Origin of the sequence: Streptomyces litmocidini (assembly GCF_014649755.1) — a bacterium.
Classification (GTDB): domain Bacteria; phylum Actinomycetota; class Actinomycetes; order Streptomycetales; family Streptomycetaceae; genus Streptomyces; species Streptomyces litmocidini.
In genome coordinates this window covers 57830-76258 of the sequence record NZ_BMTQ01000020.1, presented here as the reverse complement: position 1 = coordinate 76258, position 18429 = coordinate 57830, and the positions used below count along the sequence as shown (strand labels likewise).

Sequence of the window (18429 nt, the reverse complement as noted above, 5' to 3'; positions counted from 1 at the left end):
CCCGGTAGGGCGAGGGGCGGTTGGGCCGGTACTCGACATCGGCGGTGAGGCGGACGCCGATCGGAACGCTCTCGGCGGTGGCGGGAGGTGCTGCCATCACCACGTCAGGCTGCCTGCCCCGGGACGACACGACGTGCGCGCAACCAGTGCTCGACGTCGTAGGCGCTGTAGGGGGTGACGCGATCAGACACGGGCACGAAGGGCGGCCCCTGCGGAGGGCGGGCCGAGCGCCGACGACGGAGGGGGAGGGATCGGCGTTCAGTGTGCCCGCGAGCTCGTCGGTCGTGAGCCACTGGCCGGTCCCGCACGTGTGGCTGCATGGTTGAGTCCTCGTTGCTTCCGCGGTCGACGCCTGGAGCGGGGAGCCCGCGGAAGGCGGCAGTGGTTCCCGCAGACGAGATCGGCGGCCATTGCTGTGACCGCGAAGGTTCACCGGGTTGGGTCGTACTGATGGCTCCCGACACCAGTACAGTCGGCGCACTGAAGGAGCAGAGGAGCCCCTGTGCGCAAAAGAGACAGCAACGCTGATGGTCACGGCCAGCGGGCCGTGACCATCAGGTGGATACAGGTCGTGCTGTTCGGAGTCGTTGTCCTGCTGTTCGGCTTCCGCATCTGGGAGCGAGAGCACAGCGGTGGTTCGAGTTCGATCCTGTTCGGGCTGATGGCTGCATCGGCACTGTCCATCGGCGTGCTGGAACGCTATCGGGCAAACGCTGCCAAACGATCTCTGTGACTCACCTTCCGGCCGGCTCAGGCCGCCGCTGGCTGGGGCCGACCGCCCCAGCGGATGCCTTTCTCGCTGCGGACGCGGGCGCGTTCACGTCGTTCGGCGGCCAGGACGTCGCGGTGGCGGGCGTTGGCGTTGCGCCACCGCAGGTAGGCGTGCAGGGCCCGGGTCTGCACGGTGTGGTTGGGGCGGTTGGAGTGGTTGGGGTTGGCGAGGGTGCGCCTCCGTCCTTGACACTGCCTCGGCAGTGCGGACGAATAGCCCCCACAGAGGCGTCGCGCGTTGCCCACGTCAAGGCTCGGGGAGCGTAAGGAAATAGATCCGACTGCCTCCGCCGTTCTTTCCCGGACACGGTGGTGAACGGGAGGGGCGAGTCGAACCTGAAGCTTTACGGCACGAATCACGGCGTGACCGAGATCGCGCCACGGCTTGCCGAGGCTGAAGCGGACGTGCAGGGCCCCGTCGAGGCCGACGTGGAGGCGCTGCTCGGCGTTCCCTTCCCCTGGGACGCCGAGGACGGTCTCACCCTCGGCGACAAGATCGCCCACCACGTCTTCACCGCCAAGCTGCGCGCGCTCTGAGCGGGCGGGCATGTCCCGGCCCGATGACGTAAGCCTTTCGTCATCGGGCCGGGACTGTCTCAAAGGGGTCAGACCACGTTGGATGGCGGATGACGGTGAACGGAGACGTGAAAGGGGGCCTCGTGGAGCGCGTCACGAGGAAGCAGCGCTGGGCCGCGGTGGTCGTCGCGGGTCTGGCGGTGGCAGTGGCCGGTTTGCTGTGGTTCAAGCCCTGGGCCCTATGGGTGGACGAGACGGTGAACGAGGCGCTGCCCTCCGCGAGCGCGACTCCCCGCGAGCCGGCGACGGATGAGCCCTCCTCCGCGTCGGCCGCTCCCGCACCGTCCGGCCCGGTCACCGTCGCACGGGGCACCTTCGTCAGCCACGAGCACGCCACCACGGGTGCGGTGAAGATCGTCCGACTCGCCGACGGCACCCACACGCTCCGCATCGAGGGCCTGGACACGAGCAACGGCCCGGACCTGCGCGTCTGGCTGAGCGACGCACCCGTGAAGGAGGGCAAGGCCGGCTGGGACGTCTTCGACGACGGGAAGTACGTCAACCTTGCCAAGCTGAAGGGCAACAAGGGCGACCAGAACTATCCGCTGCCCGCTGGCTTCGACTGGTCGACGTACCCGAGCGTCAGCATCTGGTGCGACCGCTTCGACGTCTCCTTCGGCGCCGCGGCGCTCACCCGCACCTGACACCGGTACGACGGGTGCGCGCCGCCGGCGCCCCCGAGCGGAATCAGGACGGACCGTCAGGGGCCCCCGCGGCCCTCGACGTTGGCCACCATCCTGCGCAGCACCTTGAGCGCGGCCACGTACTCCTCGTCGCTGATGCCCCGGTGGACCACGGCGCGCACCTCGGTCGCCAGCTCACGGAGCCGTACCCTGGCGGCCTCCCCGGCATCCGTGAGGTGCAGGCGCTGCCCGTCGTCGAACCGGAGCCATGCGCGGTGGAGCAACTGGTCGATGACCCTGCCGATCTCGTGCGGCCCGTCGGCGAGGTGCGTCAGCTGCGCGACGACCTCCTCGCGGCTCGGCGCCGCAGGGCCGCCCTTTACGCGGTTGAGCACCCAGTACTGCGGCTGCGTGACGTCGATCCTGGCCATGGCGTCCCGCAGACGCCGGGTGACGGCCGTCTGGGTCAGGCCGCACCAGTAGCCGACCGGCTGAGTGGCCAGCACGTCATCGGTGGCGGCCGGGTCCGCCGGCGCCTGGTCGGTGGTGGATCCAGCGGGTAATTCCATGATCGCGATGCTACGTTCCGCCGGCGCGCCGAACCATCGGAATGCGTCATCCACCGCAACTCGTCCCGGACATCCAGAACTTCGGCTGCCCGGTCGGAACCCTCACGAACGAGCTCGCCAAACTCGGGCACCCCGCACGGCCCCAGGCCGTCGCCGTCTTCGACCTGTTCCGGACGTGGCTCCGGACGCAGTTCGAGGCGCTCGGCTTCGCCACCGAGGCCGACAACCTCGCCACGCATGCCCTGGCCTTCAGCCAGGGCGTGGCGACCGTGTCCAACGCCTTCCACGACGGCGAGTTCGTGCAGCGGGAGGTCGACCGCCTTCACGCCTGGCTCGACGAGCGCCTCGCGCACGGTCCCACGCCGCGCGCCGCTCACTGAACCATGAAGTGGTCTCGGCCGAGACCATCGAGATCTTGGTCGCGAGGGACTCGTCGGGGACCCGGGGCGAGACGGCGACCAGCCGGGCGCCCCGGGTGGTGGGGGCGTCGTGGTGCTGCTGCAGGGAGCGCAGGGCGATGTTGCAGTGGGGGCACCAGGCGCCACGGTAGAAGGTCAGCACCACCGGGCCGTCGGCGAGCGGTCCGGCCAGGTCGACGGTGTGGCCGGTGGCCGAGGGCAGGGTGATGGACGGCGCCTTCGCGCCGACGGTCAGGGCCCGGTCCGCCTGGCCGGAGTCGGCCGGCTCGCGCGCCGCGCGCCGCATGACGGCACGGACCATCCTCGACCGCCAGCACCAGCACCAGCGCCTGCGCACGGCCCTCCATGCCGCGCTCCTGTCGGCCCGGCGGCAACGACGGTTCGCCGAGGACGTCGCCCCGGACTCGGCCGCCGACGTCCTGGCCCTCTTCGCCCACGGCGTGAACCTGCGCTCCCGCGCCGGAGCGGACGCCCAGCAGCTGCGCGGAACCGTCACGGCGGCGATCACCGCCCGCGGCCCGTAGAGCCTGACCCCGGGCGTGACCCCTGTACGGAGCACGCTGTTCTCCGCACGGAGGGGGCCGCCCCGCCGCGTCGCACCCGGACAGGTGTCGGTGTTCCCGATCGGCCCGGCGGCGGACCTGGTCGGGTTCCAGCGGGCTGCCGTGGCCGACGTGGAGGCTGGCGGGGTTCAGAGCGAGCCGCAGTCGCCCGTGGCCTCGGTCGCTGCTCAGGGCAGCCCTGCCCGCCGAAAGCGCGGCCGCGGAGGCCGGCAAGCAGCGGCCCATCAGCGGACGGATGCCATGACGGCGCTGGCGGCCGTTGTCGACGAGGCCCCCTCGTGGAGCGGCCCTTGCGGCATGGGGGCACTTCAAGGCATGCCCCGATTCCGGGGCGCGGGGCTCTCAGCCGCCGCCCGCTCCGTCTTCGCCCGCGGCGCGGAGGAGCTCGTGGAGCAGGTGGGAGGCGGTGATCACGCCGATGAGACGGGCGCCGTGGTGGGTCTTCTCGGCCACGGCGACGAGGGGACTGCGGACGCGCGCCATGAGTGCCGCGACTTCCAGGGCGGTGTCGTCCGGGTCCGCGAGGGGTGGTGGGGCCGCGTGGGCGGGCAGGCAGTCGCGTACGCGCCGTCCGGCCAGGGCTTGGCAGAGGCGGTCTGCGTGCCGCTCGTCGACGACGGCCGCGAGCGTCGGGTCCTCGATGACGTACTCGGGCACCAGCATCTTCACCATCTGGGAACCGGGCAGGATCGCTGTGGGTTCGCCGTCCTCGCCCAGGACCAGGAGCCCGGGGAGTCGGTGCTCGGCCATCAGCCTGGCCGCGTCGAGGGCGTCGCTGTCGACGCTCACCGATTCGTATTCGACGGCCAGGTCGCGTGCGCGCACGGTCGGCTCCTTGTGGGTGCGGGTCGGTCCCCGGGTCCAGCATCGTCCATGGCCGCCGGTCAGGCGATGACCTTGACGGGAAACACACGGACCGTGCCTCGGGCGTTGTCATGGGTCAGGCGAGTGCGAAGTAGCGGAGCCATACGTACGCGGCGGAGACGGCCATGGTGGCGGCGGTCACGACGAGTCCGTACTTGGTGAACTGCCAGAAGGAGATGGGCGTGCGGTTGCGTTCGGCGATGCCGAGGACGACGACGTTGGCCGAGGCGCCGATGGCGGTGGCGTTGCCGCCGAGATCCGCACCGAGGGCGAGGGCCCACCACATGACGTGGTCGCCGGAGCCGCCCATCGCCTCGACCAGGTCGCTGGTGATGGGGGCCATGGTGGCGACGTAGGGGATGTTGTCGACGATGCCGGAGAGCACCCCGGACGCGCCGAGCATGAGCATGGACCCGCCGAGCTCGTTGTCGCCGATGGCGTCGGCGAGGGCGGTGGACACCTCGCCGATGACTCCGGTCTCGATGAGGCCGCCGATCATGATGAACAGGCCGGCGAAGAAGGCGAGCGTGGGCCATTCGACCTCGTCGAGCACTTCACGGGTCTCGGCGCTGGACAGGGCGACGAGCAGGCCCGCGCCGAGGAGGGCGACGATGCTGGGGGCGTAGTGGAGGACCGGGTGCAGTACGAAACCGGCGACGACCAGGGCGAGCACGATCAGGCCCTGCACCAGGAGGCGGGGGTCGCGGATGGCCTCGCGTTCCTCCAGGGCCATCACCTCGGCGGCGCGGTCCTCGTCGTAGGTGAAGGACTTCCGGAACAGGAAGCGGCACAGGGCGATGAGGACCAGCACCAGCAGGGCCGACAGGGGCGCGAGGTGGACGAGGAAGTCGTTGAAGGTCAGCCCGGCCCGGCTGGCGATGATGATGTTCGGTGGATCGCCGACGAGGGTGGCCGTGCCGCCGATGTTCGAGGCCAGCACCTCCGCGATGAGGAACGGCGCGACCGGCAGCGCGAGCCGTTCGCACACCAGCAGGGTGACCGGGGCGACGAGCAGGACGGTGGTGACGTTGTCGAGGAGCGCCGAGGCGACCGCGGTGATGACCACCAGCATGGTCATCACCCGGAAGGGTTTGGCCCTGGCTTTCTTCACGGACCAGATGGCCAGGTACTCGAACATGCCGGTCTTCTTCAGGACGCCGACGATCATCATCATGCCCATGAGCAGGAAGATGACGTTCCAGTCGATGCCGCTGTGCTCGGAGAAGAAGGCGGACTTGTCGTCGGTCGCCCCGATCGCGAGCATCAGGCCGGCGCCGCCCAGGGCGGCCGCGACCCGGTGGACCTTCTCGCTGATGATCAGCGCGTACGTACCGGTGAAGACGGCGATCGCCGCCCAGCTCTGCCAGTCGTTCACGATCCTCCGATGAGTCGTCCCGTCAGACGGGTCGTCGCGGCGGGGGACTCCGCCGACAGGTGGGGGCCGGGTTCTGCCGGGTCGTCGACGCGGAAGAGCCGGGAGACAGGCACGGCGGTGCTGCTGTGCGCGGTGGTCGAGGCGGCGGCGCAGGCGAAACCCTTCGGCCCGAACCAGGCCGCGGCCGGCTTCCCGCGGCGGTCGCAGCGGGTCCCGGTGATCGCCGCCTCACCGAGGAGAGGGCGGAGGGAGGGATCCAGGCTCCTGCGGGCGGCGAGCCCGGAGATCAGCACTGAGGTGGGTGGCGCGACGCCGACGACGGCAACGAGCATCACGGCGGCGTCCCCCCGATCGGCAAAGAGAGCTCTCTCGAATTCGCCGACCAGACTTCCCGGCACACCGCAGGGAACCTTACATGTTCTTAACGGGACACTGACAGGTCTCTGGCGCGCACGCGCCGTGCCGTTACGTTGCCGGAGCGCGGCAGCGACACCTACGACAGGTGGGCACGTCCGCCCGGTACGCCAGCCCGCTCTGGTGGTACGGGGGGATCCACCAGGGCGCGTTGGCGGCATCGCAGAGCCCCTCGGCCTTTCGGATGCCCCTGGGCGATCTTCCTGATCACGGTCTTCCCGCGGCAGCAGGCCTGGCTCTGGCGCAGGCGATCGAAGTCATCGCTCGGCAGCGCGTGTCACCGAGCGCGTGTCCAGGAGTTCGGCCAGGCCACGGCGGGTGGTGGCGATGACGACGCGGTCCTCGGGGTGCAGGACGTGGCCGGGGTGCAGGTCCCACAGGAGCTGGGGATGTTCGCCGTTGTGGTGGGTGGAGGCGAGGTCGGGGAGGCGGGCGTCCGGGGTGGAGGTGTCGAGGGCGAGGACGCGCCAGGAACCGGGGCGGAACGCTTCGGAGACGGTGCGGCCTTCGAACTGGGGGTGGCCGGCGACGGGAAGGGCGGCGAAGAGCAGGACCTTGCGCTCGACGGGGATGGCTCCGAGGATCTGGCGGCCCATCATGGCGCCGGCGAACGCCGGGGCGGCGAGGTGGCTGACGCTGCGGCTGCGGGTGAGGGCATCGGGGTGCGCGGTGCGCAGGGTGCGGTAGACGGCGGTGGCGAAGTCGTCGTCGTACAGCCGCAGGGCCACCCGCAGGTCGTTCTTCAGGGTGCGAGCGGAGAGCGCCGCCTCCAGGTTGGTGGTGTCGGAACTGGTCAGCGCGAGAAAGGCGTGCGCACGGTGGACCTTGGCCGCCTCCAGGACGCCGTCCTCCGTGACATCGCCGAGGACGACGGGCACGCCGAGGGCGCGGGCGAGGGGGATGCCGCGCGCCTCGGGGTCCTCCTCCACGCAGACGACGGGGATGTCGAGCTCCCGCAGCCGGGCGAGGACGCGGGTGCCGACCTTCCCGAGGCCGAGCAGGACGACGTGACCGGACAGGCCGCGGGGAGGGCGGCGCAGGGCGCCCGCCCCTCGGAAGGTGCCCAGGGCCTCCAGCCCTCCGGCGACGAGGAGGGGCAGCAGCGCGAGGCCGACGAGCCCGGACAGGAGCTGGAGGATCTGGTTGGTGACCGGCGCGTCGAGGGCGGGGTCGTTGATCGAGAACAGATCGAGCAGCGTGAGGTAGGCGGCGTGCACCGGGTCGGCGTCCGTGAGCAGGGTCGTGGTGAGCGTCAGGGCGAGGACGGAGGCCACGATGCCGGCCAGTGCCCACCGCAGACGACTGGAGAACAGCTCGCCCAGTGGTGCCCCGCGACGGGCCAGACGTCGCGCGGACAGAGCAGGGCCCGCGTACCGGACGGTCTCCAGGACGATGCTGCCACGCCCGGTCGCGACCGCCACGGTCCGGTCGTCGGGCAGCAGGAGGGGGCCTTGGGGTCCGTCGGCCTCCGAGCCCTCGGCGCCCGCGGGGTCCGTCGTGGTGGAGGACAGCAGCGCCAGGGTGCACAGGCCCGGGTCCGACACCTCGCCACGACCGGGCGGGATGCGTTCGGCGGCCCGCAGGAGGACGCCGTCTGCCTGGACGACCTTGCTGGTTCCGGCGATGGCGGTGGCGGCGAGCGCGGGAGCGGCGGTGTCCGCGTCGGACAGGACGGTCGTGGACGCGTCGAGGACGGCCCGGTCCATGCCGGGTGCGTGCACGAGTGCGGCCTGGTCGAGCAGCTCCTCCAGGTGCTGGCCCAGCTTGCGGTTGTACATGCGGGCCACGAGCCGCAGCCCGGGGCTGAGCCGACGGGCGGCGAGCGCGGCGCGCAGGTTCGTCTCGTCGTCCTCGTACAGCAGCGCCAGCGCCGCCGCACGGTCGACCCCGGCCCGCAGCAGCGCCTCTTTCGTCGGCGCCGGTGCCGTCATCACGCGTACGGGAACGACCCTGCCGCCGCTGGCGGTGCCCTCCGGCGCCATGCCTGCCTCGGCGGCCCGGTGCACGTCGTCCTCGTCGGCGACGACGAGGACGACACGCTGTCGGTAGACCTCCCGCAGCTCGTCCGCCAGCCGGAGGGCGAGCCCGCCGTCCCCGCAGACCACCATGTGCCCGCCGACGGGTTCCTCCGCGTCGCCCTGGCGCGGCAGTGCCGCCATGTCTCCCCCCTGATGACGTCGTGGATGTCCGCCTGTTCACCGACCGCCCGGCGTCGGTCCGTCTCGTCTCGGGGCGACGCTGATGCGCGGCTCCTGCGACGATCCGTGACCACACCGTGCCCGGCGCCTGCGTCACGGTCTGCCCGCCAGGTCGTCCAGCTTTCCGAAGGCCAAGGCCAAGGCCAAGGCCAAGGCCAAGGCCAAGGCCAAGGCCAAGGCCAAGGTCACGGCGCCACCACCACCACCGCCGGCGAGGAGCGCGTAGATCGCGAACATGATCCGCTGGCCCTGCTTGCTCAGCGCCTCGTACGCGCTTCTGGTGACCTCGATCCTCGGACGGCGAGGGCCGGAGGTGCCGACCGCGTGCAGCGGCCCCGATCCGTGTCGGTCGCCCGGCGGCCCGAATCGACGGAGAACACTCCGTCGAGCAGGACCGTCGCCGCCAGAACCACGCCCACGAGGAGGACGTGTCCGCGGCGGGGGAGGGGGCTTTCAAAGCCTGCCACTGGTGGGCCTTGCTCGCGACGCCTCCGGCCCGGAACTCCAGCGCGATGCTGCGGAGGACCGTCACGGCGTGCAGGGGGAAGAGCAGGGCGAAGTCGACGGCCGGCAGGACGCCCAGGTCGGCGAAGGGCGGGAGGCAAGGGACGGAGCTGTGGACCGCGGCGCACAACGCCACCGGTGCCAGGGCCAGCTGCAGCCCCGCGTGCACCGTGAAGCTCTTCCTCACCCCGTCCCTCCCTCCCGGGCTGCCGGCTGTCAGTCGGTGATCTCGACCGGCGCGCCCGCCGGCACTGGTGCGGACTCCGAGCCGGGCTTCGGACCGGTGATGCCCCGGAGCAGGGCGGCGAGGTCGACTCCGGTGGCGGAGGTGAGAAGCTCCATGCCCTGGGCGACGTTGTCGGTGACGGTGCGGGTCAGCCGGCTCGCGCCGTCGGTGGAGATGACGGTCATCCTGTCGATGGCGGCGAGCGGTTCGGCCGCCCTGCCGACGACTTGCGGCAGGACCTCGACGAGCATCTGCAGGACGGCGGCGTCGCCGTACTGACCGAAGGCGTCGGCCTTCTTCCGCATGGCCTCGGCCTCCGCCGCGCCCTTGGCGCCGATGGCGGCGGCCTCTGCCTCGCCCTCGATGCGGACGGCCTCCGCGAGCGCGGCACGCTGGGCCTTCTCGCCCTCACCGGTCAGCCGGGCCCGCTCGGCGGCGGCCTCGGCCTCCTTCACCAGGGCGATGCGGCGGGCCTCGGCCTCCTGCTCGGCCCGGTAACGGGCGGCGTCGGCGGGCTTGCGGACCTGCGTGTCGAGCTGCCGGTCCGTCAAGGCTGCCTGACGGGCGGCGACCTTCTCCTGCTCGGAGAGGATGTCCTGCTGACGGGCGGCCTCGGCCATCGGACCGGCCGCGTTCGCCTGGGCGGCGGCCTCGTCGGTCTGCGCCTTGATCTCGGCCTGCTTCAGGTAGAGGGTCCGCTGGGCGATGGCGATCTCCTCCTCGGCCTTCAACCGCGCCTGCTCGGCGGCCCGCCGGGCCACGGCCTCGGCGATGTCGGCCTCCTGCCTGGCCCGGGCGGCCTCGGGCCGGCCCAGGTCCTCCAGATAGGAGCCCTCGGTGGTGATGTCCTGGATCTGGAAGGCGTCCAGCACCAGGCCCTGCCCGGACAGGCTCGCCTCCGCCTCCTCTGCCACCTGGCCCGCGAACGCGGCCCGGTCGCGGATGATGTCCTCCACCGACATCCGGCCGACGATGGACCGCAGCGCGCCGGACAGCACCTCCTGGGTGAAGCCGACGATGCCGTTCTGCTGCATCAGGAACCGCTGTGCCGCGGCGCGGATGGAGTCCTCGGTGCCGCCGACCTTGACGATCGCGACGCCCTCCAGGTTCGCCTTGACGCCCCGCAGGGTGACGGCGCCCCGGACCGCGACCGGGATGTGCCGGCTGGACAGGTCGAGGCTGAACTTCTGCTGCACGAACGGCACGACGAACACGCCGCCGCCGACGACGACCTTCTGGCCGCTGTTGTCCGTGAAGACGCGTCCGGTGTCAGGGTCGGTGGTCTTCTTGCCGCGCCGGCCGGTGATGATGAACGCCTCGCTGGGGCCCGCCACCTTGTAGCGCGTGATGACCACGAGGCCCAGCAGGACGACGAGAACGACGATGCCCACCACAGCGGTGAGGACAGGGCTCATGGCGAAATCTCCTTGAACAGAGCCAAGTTGAACGTGTGATGCGGGGCGGGATCAGTGCTCGACCGGACGCACGGCGACGGACGAGGGCGACAGGACGGACTCGACCCAGACCTCCGCGCCACGCGCGACGGACACAGCCGACCGCGCCGCGTACTTCACGGGCTGACCGCCCAGGTACAGCAGCACCTCGCCGTAACCGTCCGTCGGGATCGCCGTGACCACCGACCCCGAGGTCCCCGTAAGGTCCTCGCCCCGCGGTGCGGGCGCGGAACCGTCGCGCATGAGCGCCCGGCTGAACCACCGGGTCCCCCATCCCGCGACGCCCCCCGCGACCACACCCGCACCGGTGGCGACCCCCGCCCCCGTGCCGGTGCTCCCGAGCACGATCGCCCCCGTGAAACCGAGAGCCGACACGAACCCGGCGATCACCGGCAACGACAAAAACCCGTCCAGCCCTCCGCCGAGAGAGTCGAGGACCCCCTCCAACACCCCGTCGAAGACGAGGGCCAGGACCAGGAGCACAAGCCCCGCGATGCCGAGACCGAGAAACCAGTCCATGTGCGACACCTCGTTCCGTGCACCCGGTTCTTGCCGTCACCGGGATGGTTCCACGAAGCAGCACACATGTTCACTGCCGGATCACGGCAATCTTTATGCTCTATTGATGCCGTCATCGTGCCGTGGGGATGAGCGCAGCGACGAGCGCGGCCACCTGCTCGGGTGCCTCCTCAGGGAGGAGATGCCCCGTGCCGTCGACAACGCGCAGATCGAGACCGAGCCGGCGATCGGCCGCGGGACCGAGGCGGGCCAGAGGGAGGAAGAAGACGTCGTCCGAGCCCACCGCGACCACGCACGGCGTCGCCTTCGCGCTTTCCAGCACCGCCGTCGACTGTGGACGGCACCAGGGCCGCCGGTCTCGGCTGGGCAGCCGGTCCGGGTGTCCTGACGAGCGAACCCGTGCGTGTCCTGAGGGGCTCAGGTCGGCTGTGCGCGCAACAGGGGCGGCCGGTCCCGAATCGACTTGAGGACGCGATGAGATGACGGCCGCGGTGGTGACCGGAGCGACCGGGAACGTCCCCGTTCGATCACGCCGAGGAGGCCGCGCTCGCCAAGCTCCGAGCCGATGACGCTCGGCTGGGCGACGCCACGCTCTACAGCTCCCTCGAACCATGCGCGAAACGAGCCTCCCGGCCCACGCCGTGTGCCCGGCTCATCCGCGATGCCGGGGTCCGGCGCGTCGTCACCGCGTGGCGGGGGCCGGATGCCTTCGTGCCCGGTGCCGAAGGCACCGAGCTCCTCGAGGGAGCCGGCGTCACTGTCGTCGAGCTTCCGCAGTTCGCCGGATCGGCCCGGGCACCCAACCGGCACCTGCTCCGAAGAACCAACCCGAGCCCGTGGCGTACGTCGCTGTGAGCGCGGAACGCCGAGCAGCGCCGGGCGACGATGCCGTAGCTGGCGGCCCGGTACGGCCTGACCCGCCAGGTCCGCAGCATCACGGACGTCCGGAGGGTGGCTTTGTCCACGAGGACGGGTTCTGGCCCGAATCATGTGAAGTCGGGCCGATCTTCGGTCTCCGGGGGACGGAGGGGCGCCGGCCGGCCCTCGCGGCCCTGAGCCGCGGTGGCACGCAGTCCGCCGTAGGCCGCGGACGGAACGCCTCGTCCCAGGTCAGACCCCGCATCGGCTGTCGGAGTGAACGGGCGTATCGGTGCGGGTGGAGTGTCGTTGTGTCCCGGGCGGGCCTGTCTGGGCGCCGCCCCGGCGACGACGGAGGACGCATCGTGTACGCGAAGAAGACACGGGCGGATTCTGCGCAGCAGTCGCCTGCCGGCTCGGGCGGAGCGCTCACAAGGGCTCGCAGACCTCACCGCTGTCGCCGTTGCGCGCGGCTACCCGCGTGGAACCGGTGGGATGAGCCACCTGGTCACGGCGCCGTTCGAAGCCCGTGGACTGGGCGTTGTGCCTTTCGTACCCGCTAAGAACGGCTTCTGGAGGGACGCGCGCGAAGCCGGTTCCGTGGGACACCCCCCCATGACTGCAGGGTTCGAGCAGTGGCCGACGGACTACGAGGCATCGCGTTCTGCCACCGGTCGCCTGCGGGCTCGGCGTGAGACGTGTCGTTTCTGGCCTGTGCTCTTGCCGTTCGCGAGTCCGGCAACGGTGGGAAGCGCGTGGGGAGGCCGAGGAGCTGCAGGAGCGGGTCGTGTCCCGCCGGCGTCGTGCCGCGGGAGCCTTCACCGAGCGCAGGCCGTCATCGCCCGCTTCCCTCGGCTGACGGACTGGGCGAGGCCGAAGCTGTTGGCGGAGGAGGGTTGCCTTGAAAGTCTCCGGGCGCAGGCGGCCCTCTTCGTGGAGCCGGCCGGTCCCGTCGTAGCCGCTGCGGCAGCGGAACCGGGAACGCCCTCGCTGCCCGCCGACGATCACGCCTTCGCGGTGCTCGGCAACCGCAGCCAGATCTCCACCGGCCTGAGCCGGCGATGGCGCAGGTGGCAGTAGGCGGCCGAAGGCGGCTGCGAGGGGCCGGCCTCCCGGGCGTGCTCAGGCGCTATGACCTGCTGGAGGGCATCAGGTCCAACAAGAAGGGGCACGCGGAAGCTCTGGAAGGAGTCGGCCGCCTCATCCAGTCGTGGGAGGGCGAGGCCCGCGCCGCGGCCTCGGCGACGGATTCGACACCGACGGTGTGGGTCACGGCACGCTTGCCGGAGGACCGCAAGCAGCTCGAGGAGCTCGCGGACCGGGAGCCCGGCGGCCAGGAGAACGTCGACTGGGACGGACGGTGCCGTCGGCGCACGGCACGCGCGCGGCTTCGACGGCCGCGGCGCGCAGCCTCCGCGCCGTACCGGCTGCTGTCCCGTACGTGTGCCAGGACCCCGGGCAGCCTCCGGTGAACACCGGCCGACGGAGCGGCATGGCGTGTCACATGACCGGTCGTCCCCCGCGTGCGGCATGTTCTCCCCGTGACGAGTGTCCGGAGAACGCGGTACCCGTGGAGGTGCCCCAGTGAGTCCGAGTGACGGTGGTCGGGATCAGCCCGGTGACATGCCGCGTTCGCCGGCGTCGGGTGGTCGGAGACCGGAACCCGCGGGGCCGCGGCAGGAGGGGGAGCCGCATCCGGTGGCGAGCGCTCCGGCCGCCGCACCGGACTCCGGCGAAGAGGGGCGGACCGGCCCGGAGCGGGTCCGGGCCGTTCTGCGTTCCGTCGTGCCGCCCGGGCCGCCGCCGGGGCCGACGCGTCCGGAGTTCTGGCGCAGCCCGCTGCGGGGTCCGTGGCTCACCGCGGTGTTCGGCCTGGTCCTGCTCGTCGGCGTGACGGTCCTGTTCGTGACCGGGCTGCTGTCGTACGCCGCCTACAACCCGGACCTGGCGCGGACCAACGACCAGACGCCGGACAAGGGGTGGCTCGGCTTCGCCCTGTTCTCCTGGCCGACCTCGCCGTACTGGCTCTACCGGCTCACCCAGGGCGTGCACGTGGTCCTGGGCGTCGTTCTCGTCCCCGTTCTGCTGGCGAAGCTGTGGTCGGTCATCCCCAAGCTCTTCGAGTGGCCGCCCGTGCGCTCCGTCAGCCACGGCGTCGAGCGCCTGTCCCTGCTGCTCCTGGTGGGCGGTGCCGGCTTCGAGTTCGTCACCGGCATCCTCAACGTGCAGCTGCACTACATCTTCCCGGGCTCCTTCTACGTCCTGCACTTCTACGGGGCGTGGGTGTTCATCGGCGCCTTCGTCGTGCACGTGGCCACGCGTCTGCCGCGGGCGCTCCGCGCCGTGCGGGCCGGGCCGGTGCAGCCTCAGGCCGGTACGGAGGAGGCCGCGGGGCTGGTCCCACCCCGTCCGGCGCCCCCGACCGTCTCCCGCCGGGGCGCCCTGGGTCTGGTCGGGCTCGGCTCCCTGGCTCTGCTCGTGGTGACGGCCGGGCAGAGCGTCGGCGGCTGGTGGCGCCGGACCGCGCTGCTCGCCCCGCACGGCCGCGATCCGGGCTCCGGGCCCAACGGGTTCCAGATCAACAAGACCGCGGCGTCGGTGGGCATCCGGCCGAGCGACGTCGGCCCCGCCTGGCGGCTGACCGTTCGCGCCCCGGGCCGGCAGGTCGTCCTCACCCGCGGGGAGCTCCTGGCCATGGAGCAGCACGAGGCGGCCCTGCCCATCGCCTGTGTGGAGGGCTGGTCGACCCCTGACCAGCTGTGGAGCGGCGTACGGCTCACCGACTTGGCCGCCCTCGTCGGAAGGGGTACGGACACCCCGCAGGCCCTGGTGGAATCGGTGCAGCGAGGAGGATCGTTCAGCTCGGTCGTCCTGAGGGACAACCAGGTACGGGACCCGCGCTCCCTGCTGGCCGTACGCGTCAACGGGGCCGTCCTCTCGCCCGACCACGGCTATCCGGCCCGTGTGATCGTCCCCGGCGCTCCCGGCGTCCACAACACCAAGTGGGTCACGCGCCTCACCTTCGGAGAGCCGGCATGAGCGGCACGACCGCCTTTCGGCGGCGCTACGGAGCCTCCCCGCTCCACCTGCTCCTCGTCCTGGCCTCCTTCGCCCTCGCCGCCTACGCCGGTGTGCGCCTGCTCGAGGGAGACACCCTGGGCGTGGCCCTGTGGTTCGTCGGGGCGGCACTCCTCCACGACCTCGTGCTGCTCCCCCTGTACTCGGTCACCGACCGGGCCGCGCAGCTGCTGTTCCGGGGGAGGACGGGCGCGGGGGAGGGGCCGCCCGGACCGAGCGTCAACTACGTGCGCGTCCCGGGCTTCGTCTCGGGGCTTCTGCTGCTGGTCTGGTGGCCGCTGATCCTGAGCCGGGTCGGCCACTACACCGCGGCCACGGGGCTCCCGGCCGACGGCTTCCTGGAGCGCTGGCTCCTCATCACCGCCGCCCTCTTCGCCGCCTCGGCAGCCGTCTTCCTCGTCCGCGGGTGGCATGCGACGGGACCTCGACGACGAGCGGAGCGACGTCGGAGGCGGGCGCGCAGGGCCACGAGGTGACGGTGCTCCCCGGCGGTCCGCCCTCCGGCCGTTCTCCCGTCATGGACGGCGAAGAGCACCCGCCGATGCGGGACGGCCTTCCCGAAGGTGCGGGCGAAGTCCGTCGCCCTGATGAATTCCGGCCGCACCTCGACCCGGGTGCCGGTCCTCTCCGGGAAGACCGGATCGCATCCGGCTTCCCGGAGCGCGTCGAGCTGACTCCGGACGGGCTCCGGGCATCGTCGCCGGAGTTCCCCCTGCTCCGGCCTGCACGTCACGAACCTTGTCGGCCAGTGGCGGACCGGGGGGAGGGCTGGAAAGTCCCCCCGGTGGAGATGCAGCCTGAATGCGGGCCTGCGGGCCTGCGGGTCTGCGGGCCCCGGGTGAGACCGCACGGAGCGGCGCCCGGCGCCCGATCAGCGCCCCTGGGGGAAGGCGGCGCGCAGTGCGGAGCCGCGGGTGATGAACGCGACGCGGAGGACGGGCAGCATGCAGACGACCTGCATCACGGCGTACCACGGCGGACAGACACCCGGGATCAGGTCGACTCCGACGATCGCGATCGGCATGACGACGGCGAGAGCCCTCACGCGCTCGAAGGCCCGTCGAGATCCGTGGGAAGCGGATCCGGTCATCCGGTGGATCAGCACGGCGACCACGGGCAGCAGGACTGCCCGGACCCACATGAACGTGTTTACCATGTGACCGCTGCTCGACACCGCGATGACCGCCACGAGGGCGACGGCGCTCAGTACGCCGTACACCTTGATGCTGCTCTTCGCCGTGCCGAAGGCCCCTTGGGCGCGGGGGCTGTTGAGGAGTGCCGCGTCGGCCGTGGTGTGCGGGTTGGTTTCCATGCTCACCGACGCTACGAAGCGCTTGGCTGACGCGGTATCCGCCTGGACCCACAGGCGGGTGGGGGTAGCCCCACTCCCTGGTCGACCAGGGAAGTGGCGGGCTCCGTCCGGTGCACAGTGGGAGCACCGGACGATGAGCGAAGGATGAGTCATGAGACAGCTGGGTTCGTGGGTGGCGCGCGTCGGCGTGGGGTTCGTGCGGGCGTGCGTCGTGGCGGTCGTCAGCATGCTGGTCCCGGCCGTGTGGGCCGCCGCCGTGGCCCTGGGGATTCGGTGGGGGGCGGCGAACCCCTGGTCGTGGGTGGCGCCGCTCGTGCTGGTGTGCGGGGGCACGTTCGCGTTGTCCCGCCCGGTCTGCCGGATGGTCCGCTTCCTCGTCGCACGGTGGACCGCCACCGTCATCCCTGCCGGATACCGACAGGCCGGACTGGTGATACGGATGTCCACGGGGTACTGGTGGAACGGCTTCTCCTACGAGCGCACCCGCCGGGACGCCCTCCTGGATCAGAAGTGGCGGCTCCGGTGGAAAGACCCCGCCAACTGGCGCGACCTGCGGTTCACAGGGATCGTGCCCCTCACCGCGGGCGTGGTCGCCGCCCTCCCGCCGGCCGGGGTGGCCGCGGCGGTCCTCGGGCTCGGCCGGCCCGGGCTCGTCGCGCGCCTCGTCGGGGCACTCGGCCTGGTCGTGGCCGTCGCCTCCGCCCCGCACGCTTGGCGGCTCGTCGAGCCGGTGGCCGTCCGCTTCCTGCGTCCGTCGCCCGCGATGGTGCTGGCGGACCGGGTGGACGAGCTGACCGCCCAGCGCGCGGACTCGACGGTCGCGCAGGCTGCCGAGATCCGCCGGATCGAAAGGGACCTGCACGACGGGGCGCAGGCCCGCCTGATTGCGCTCGGGCTCTCCCTGGCGACCGCGGAGAAGCTGATGGAGGCCGACCCGGAGCGGGCCAAGGCGCTGATGCGGGACGCGCGGGTCGGCGCCACCGCCTCGCTGGCCGAGCTCCGCGAGCTGATCCGTGGGATCAGTCCACCGGTTCTGAACGAGCGGGGGCTCGTCGACGCAGTGCGCGCCCTCGCCCTGGACATTCCGCTCGACGTGACCGTCAGCGCTGACGGCCGGCTGACCCTGGACCCGCCGATCGAGTCGGCCGTCTACTTCGGCGTCGCCGAGTTGCTGACCAACGCGGCCCGGCACGCCCACGCGTCGCGGGTTCGCGTCTGCCTCGCCAGGGACGAGACAGGCCTCGTCGTCGAGGTCGAGGACGATGGCCGGGGCGGGGCCGACGAGCGAGCCGGCAGCGGGCTCACAGGTTTGCGCCGCCGCCTCGTGGCCTTCGACGGCACTCTGGAGATCACCAGCCCACCGGGCGGCCCGACCTGTGCCAGGATGGCGCTGCCATGCGAATCGTTGTAGCCGAAGACCTCTACCTCCTGCGTGACGGGATGGTCCGCCTGATCGAGGCGTACGGGCACCAGGTGGTGGCGACAGCGACCACCGGACCTGAGACGCTCGACGCGCTGCGGACCTGGCGCCCGGACGTGTCCGTCATCGACGTCCGCATGCCACCGGACCAGTCGGACGAGGGCCTGCGGGCGGCCCTCGCCGCCCGCAGCGAGATGCCCGGACTGCCGGTCCTCATCCTCTCCCAGCATGTCGAGCAGCTGTACGCCCGCGAGCTCCTGGCCGACGGCTCCGGCGGCGTCGGCTACCTTCTCAAGGAGAGCGTGTTCGACGCCGACCAGTTCATCGGCGCCCTGGAGCGCGTCGCCGGCGGCGGGACCGCCATGGACCCGGCCGTCATCGCGAAACTGCTCTCCAGCAGTTCCCCGATCCGGGGACTCGAACGGCTCACCGAACGCGAGTACTCCGTGCTGGCCCTCATGGCCGAGGGACTGTCCAACCAGGCCATCGGCCGCCGCCTCTTTCTCAGCGAGAGCGCCATCAGCAAGTACACCACCTCCATGTTCGGCAAGCTCGGCATCTCCGACGACGACGACACCCATCGCCGTGTCCGCGCTGTCCTCACCTATCTGAACAAGCCTTAACTCGGCCCGGTCGCGGGCGTGTTCATCGCACCCGCTCGCACTCGCCGGCGCAGGCCCTTTCCG

General features: G+C 71.6%; 20 protein-coding genes and 3 pseudogenes. 11 read left to right on the top strand and 12 right to left on the bottom strand.

All coding sequences use genetic code 11. The annotated features are described in order from the left end of the window. Nucleotides 1-502: 502 nt before the first annotated feature. Nucleotides 503-733 (top strand): hypothetical protein, encoded by a 231-nt coding sequence (locus IE180_RS31440; protein WP_190160353.1) that lies wholly within the window; start codon nucleotides 503-505, stop codon nucleotides 731-733. Nucleotides 734-750: 17 nt separating this feature from the next. Here IE180_RS31440 and IE180_RS31435 read toward each other — a convergent pair. Beyond that, nucleotides 751-954: pseudogene (locus IE180_RS31435) on the bottom strand (IS630 family transposase); the annotation flags it as partial. 180 nt (nucleotides 955-1134) lie between these two features. Between IE180_RS31435 and IE180_RS37425 the strand changes: the two are divergent. Both IE180_RS37425 and IE180_RS31425 read left to right on the top strand, forming a co-directional pair. Further along, nucleotides 1135-1308 carry a hypothetical protein gene (locus tag IE180_RS37425; RefSeq protein WP_190160393.1) on the top strand — a complete coding sequence of 58 codons (174 nt, stop codon included), beginning with the start codon at nucleotides 1135-1137 and terminating at the stop codon, nucleotides 1306-1308. Nucleotides 1309-1430: 122 nt separating this feature from the next. Then, nucleotides 1431-1991, top strand: coding sequence for a DM13 domain-containing protein (locus IE180_RS31425; protein ID WP_229861084.1), 561 nt, complete (start codon nucleotides 1431-1433; stop codon nucleotides 1989-1991). Nucleotides 1992-2047: 56 nt separating this feature from the next. Here the strand turns inward: IE180_RS31425 and IE180_RS31420 are convergent, their stop codons facing one another. Beyond that, complete coding sequence (locus tag IE180_RS31420) at nucleotides 2048-2539, bottom strand: MarR family winged helix-turn-helix transcriptional regulator (RefSeq protein WP_190160351.1); 492 nt, start codon at nucleotides 2537-2539, stop codon at nucleotides 2048-2050. A 41-nt stretch (nucleotides 2540-2580) separates the two neighbouring features. Between IE180_RS31420 and IE180_RS36860 the strand changes: the two genes are divergently transcribed. Further along, the gene (locus IE180_RS36860) at nucleotides 2581-2919 is read left to right on the top strand and encodes an LmrA/YxaF family transcription factor (RefSeq protein WP_229861100.1); all 339 of its coding nucleotides are present in this window, start codon (nucleotides 2581-2583) and stop codon (nucleotides 2917-2919) included. 43 nt (nucleotides 2920-2962) lie between these two features. On the opposite strand, the pseudogene IE180_RS36855 reads toward IE180_RS36860, so the two are convergent. Continuing rightward, nucleotides 2963-3256 (bottom strand): annotated as a pseudogene (locus IE180_RS36855) (redoxin domain-containing protein); the annotation flags it as partial. Here IE180_RS36855 and IE180_RS31410 point away from each other — a divergent pair. Beyond that, a complete protein-coding gene (locus tag IE180_RS31410) occupies nucleotides 3147-3482 on the top strand; it encodes a hypothetical protein (protein WP_190160392.1) in 336 nt (111 codons plus the stop codon). The pseudogene IE180_RS36855 and the gene IE180_RS31410 overlap by 110 nt on opposite strands. A gap of 381 nt (nucleotides 3483-3863) precedes the next feature. On the opposite strand, the gene IE180_RS31405 is transcribed toward IE180_RS31410, so the two are convergent. From IE180_RS31405 to IE180_RS31370, 8 genes are all read right to left on the bottom strand, one after another. Beyond that, nucleotides 3864-4346 (bottom strand): CBS domain-containing protein, encoded by a 483-nt coding sequence (locus IE180_RS31405; RefSeq protein ID WP_190160349.1) that lies wholly within the window; start codon nucleotides 4344-4346, stop codon nucleotides 3864-3866. Nucleotides 4347-4461: 115 nt separating this feature from the next. Continuing rightward, nucleotides 4462-5760 carry an ArsB/NhaD family transporter gene (locus tag IE180_RS31400; protein ID WP_190160348.1) on the bottom strand — a complete coding sequence of 433 codons (1299 nt, stop codon included), beginning with the start codon at nucleotides 5758-5760 and terminating at the stop codon, nucleotides 4462-4464. Continuing rightward, a complete protein-coding gene (locus IE180_RS31395) occupies nucleotides 5757-6095 on the bottom strand; it encodes a hypothetical protein (protein ID WP_190160347.1) in 339 nt (112 codons plus the stop codon). The genes IE180_RS31400 and IE180_RS31395 overlap by 4 nt, the downstream gene beginning before the upstream one ends. Nucleotides 6096-6431: 336 nt before the next feature. Further along, the gene (locus IE180_RS31390; protein ID WP_373302842.1) at nucleotides 6432-8333 is read right to left on the bottom strand and encodes an NAD-binding protein; all 1902 of its coding nucleotides are present in this window, start codon (nucleotides 8331-8333) and stop codon (nucleotides 6432-6434) included. A gap of 132 nt (nucleotides 8334-8465) precedes the next feature. Next, nucleotides 8466-8609: a hypothetical protein gene (locus IE180_RS31385; protein ID WP_190160346.1), complete on the bottom strand. Its 144-nt coding sequence runs from the start codon at nucleotides 8607-8609 to the stop codon at nucleotides 8466-8468. 483 nt (nucleotides 8610-9092) lie between these two features. Continuing rightward, the gene (locus IE180_RS31380; RefSeq protein WP_190160345.1) at nucleotides 9093-10517 is read right to left on the bottom strand and encodes a flotillin family protein; all 1425 of its coding nucleotides are present in this window, start codon (nucleotides 10515-10517) and stop codon (nucleotides 9093-9095) included. 51 nt (nucleotides 10518-10568) lie between these two features. Beyond that, nucleotides 10569-11075, bottom strand: a complete 507-nt coding sequence (locus IE180_RS31375) for an NfeD C-terminal domain-containing protein (RefSeq protein ID WP_190160344.1) — start codon at nucleotides 11073-11075, stop codon at nucleotides 10569-10571. A 112-nt stretch (nucleotides 11076-11187) separates the two neighbouring features. Then, nucleotides 11188-11397, bottom strand: a complete 210-nt coding sequence (locus IE180_RS31370) for an alpha/beta fold hydrolase (RefSeq protein ID WP_190160343.1) — start codon at nucleotides 11395-11397, stop codon at nucleotides 11188-11190. Between the two features lie 182 nt (nucleotides 11398-11579). Between IE180_RS31370 and IE180_RS31365 the strand changes: the two are divergent. From IE180_RS31365 to IE180_RS31350, 4 genes and pseudogenes are all read left to right on the top strand, one after another. Further along, nucleotides 11580-11930 (top strand): annotated as a pseudogene (locus tag IE180_RS31365) (cytidine/deoxycytidylate deaminase family protein); the annotation flags it as partial. A gap of 1121 nt (nucleotides 11931-13051) precedes the next feature. Further along, on the top strand, nucleotides 13052-13405 hold the full coding sequence (locus IE180_RS31360; RefSeq protein ID WP_190160342.1) for a hypothetical protein: 354 nt from the start codon (nucleotides 13052-13054) through the stop codon (nucleotides 13403-13405). 226 nt (nucleotides 13406-13631) lie between these two features. Further along, complete coding sequence (locus IE180_RS31355) at nucleotides 13632-14972, top strand: molybdopterin-dependent oxidoreductase (protein ID WP_373302841.1); 1341 nt, start codon at nucleotides 13632-13634, stop codon at nucleotides 14970-14972. Further along, nucleotides 14969-15487: a hypothetical protein gene (locus tag IE180_RS31350; protein ID WP_190160340.1), complete on the top strand. Its 519-nt coding sequence runs from the start codon at nucleotides 14969-14971 to the stop codon at nucleotides 15485-15487. Before IE180_RS31355 ends, IE180_RS31350 begins: the two co-directional genes overlap by 4 nt. 395 nt (nucleotides 15488-15882) lie before the next feature. Here the strand turns inward: IE180_RS31350 and IE180_RS31345 are convergent, their stop codons facing one another. Beyond that, a complete protein-coding gene (locus IE180_RS31345; protein ID WP_190160339.1) occupies nucleotides 15883-16323 on the bottom strand; it encodes a hypothetical protein in 441 nt (146 codons plus the stop codon). Between the two features lie 151 nt (nucleotides 16324-16474). Here IE180_RS31345 and IE180_RS31340 point away from each other — a divergent pair, with 151 nt between their 5' ends. Together IE180_RS31340 and IE180_RS31335 are read left to right on the top strand one after the other, a co-directional pair. Beyond that, nucleotides 16475-17734, top strand: a complete 1260-nt coding sequence (locus tag IE180_RS31340) for a sensor histidine kinase (protein WP_190160338.1) — start codon at nucleotides 16475-16477, stop codon at nucleotides 17732-17734. Then, nucleotides 17719-18366, top strand: coding sequence for a response regulator transcription factor (locus tag IE180_RS31335; protein WP_190160337.1), 648 nt, complete (start codon nucleotides 17719-17721; stop codon nucleotides 18364-18366). The genes IE180_RS31340 and IE180_RS31335 overlap by 16 nt, the downstream gene beginning before the upstream one ends. Nucleotides 18367-18429: the final 63 nt, after the last annotated feature.

Excerpts from the sequence above, each read along its gene's own strand:
- IE180_RS31420 (WP_190160351.1), bottom strand. The coding sequence starts at position 2,539 with ATGGAATTACCCGCTGGATCCACCACCGACCAGGCGCCGGCGGACCCG.
- IE180_RS36860 (WP_229861100.1), top strand. The coding sequence starts at position 2,581 with ATGCGTCATCCACCGCAACTCGTCCCGGACATCCAGAACTTCGGCTGC.
- IE180_RS31390 (WP_373302842.1), bottom strand. The coding sequence starts at position 8,333 with ATGGCGGCACTGCCGCGCCAGGGCGACGCGGAGGAACCCGTCGGCGGG.
- IE180_RS31385 (WP_190160346.1), bottom strand. The coding sequence starts at position 8,609 with ATGTTCGCGATCTACGCGCTCCTCGCCGGCGGTGGTGGTGGTGGCGCC.
- IE180_RS31380 (WP_190160345.1), bottom strand. The coding sequence starts at position 10,517 with ATGAGCCCTGTCCTCACCGCTGTGGTGGGCATCGTCGTTCTCGTCGTC.
- IE180_RS31375 (WP_190160344.1), bottom strand. The coding sequence starts at position 11,075 with ATGGACTGGTTTCTCGGTCTCGGCATCGCGGGGCTTGTGCTCCTGGTC.
- IE180_RS31350 (WP_190160340.1), top strand. The coding sequence starts at position 14,969 with ATGAGCGGCACGACCGCCTTTCGGCGGCGCTACGGAGCCTCCCCGCTC.
- IE180_RS31345 (WP_190160339.1), bottom strand. The coding sequence starts at position 16,323 with ATGGAAACCAACCCGCACACCACGGCCGACGCGGCACTCCTCAACAGC.
- IE180_RS31340 (WP_190160338.1), top strand. The coding sequence starts at position 16,475 with ATGAGACAGCTGGGTTCGTGGGTGGCGCGCGTCGGCGTGGGGTTCGTG.
- IE180_RS31335 (WP_190160337.1), top strand. The coding sequence starts at position 17,719 with ATGCGAATCGTTGTAGCCGAAGACCTCTACCTCCTGCGTGACGGGATG.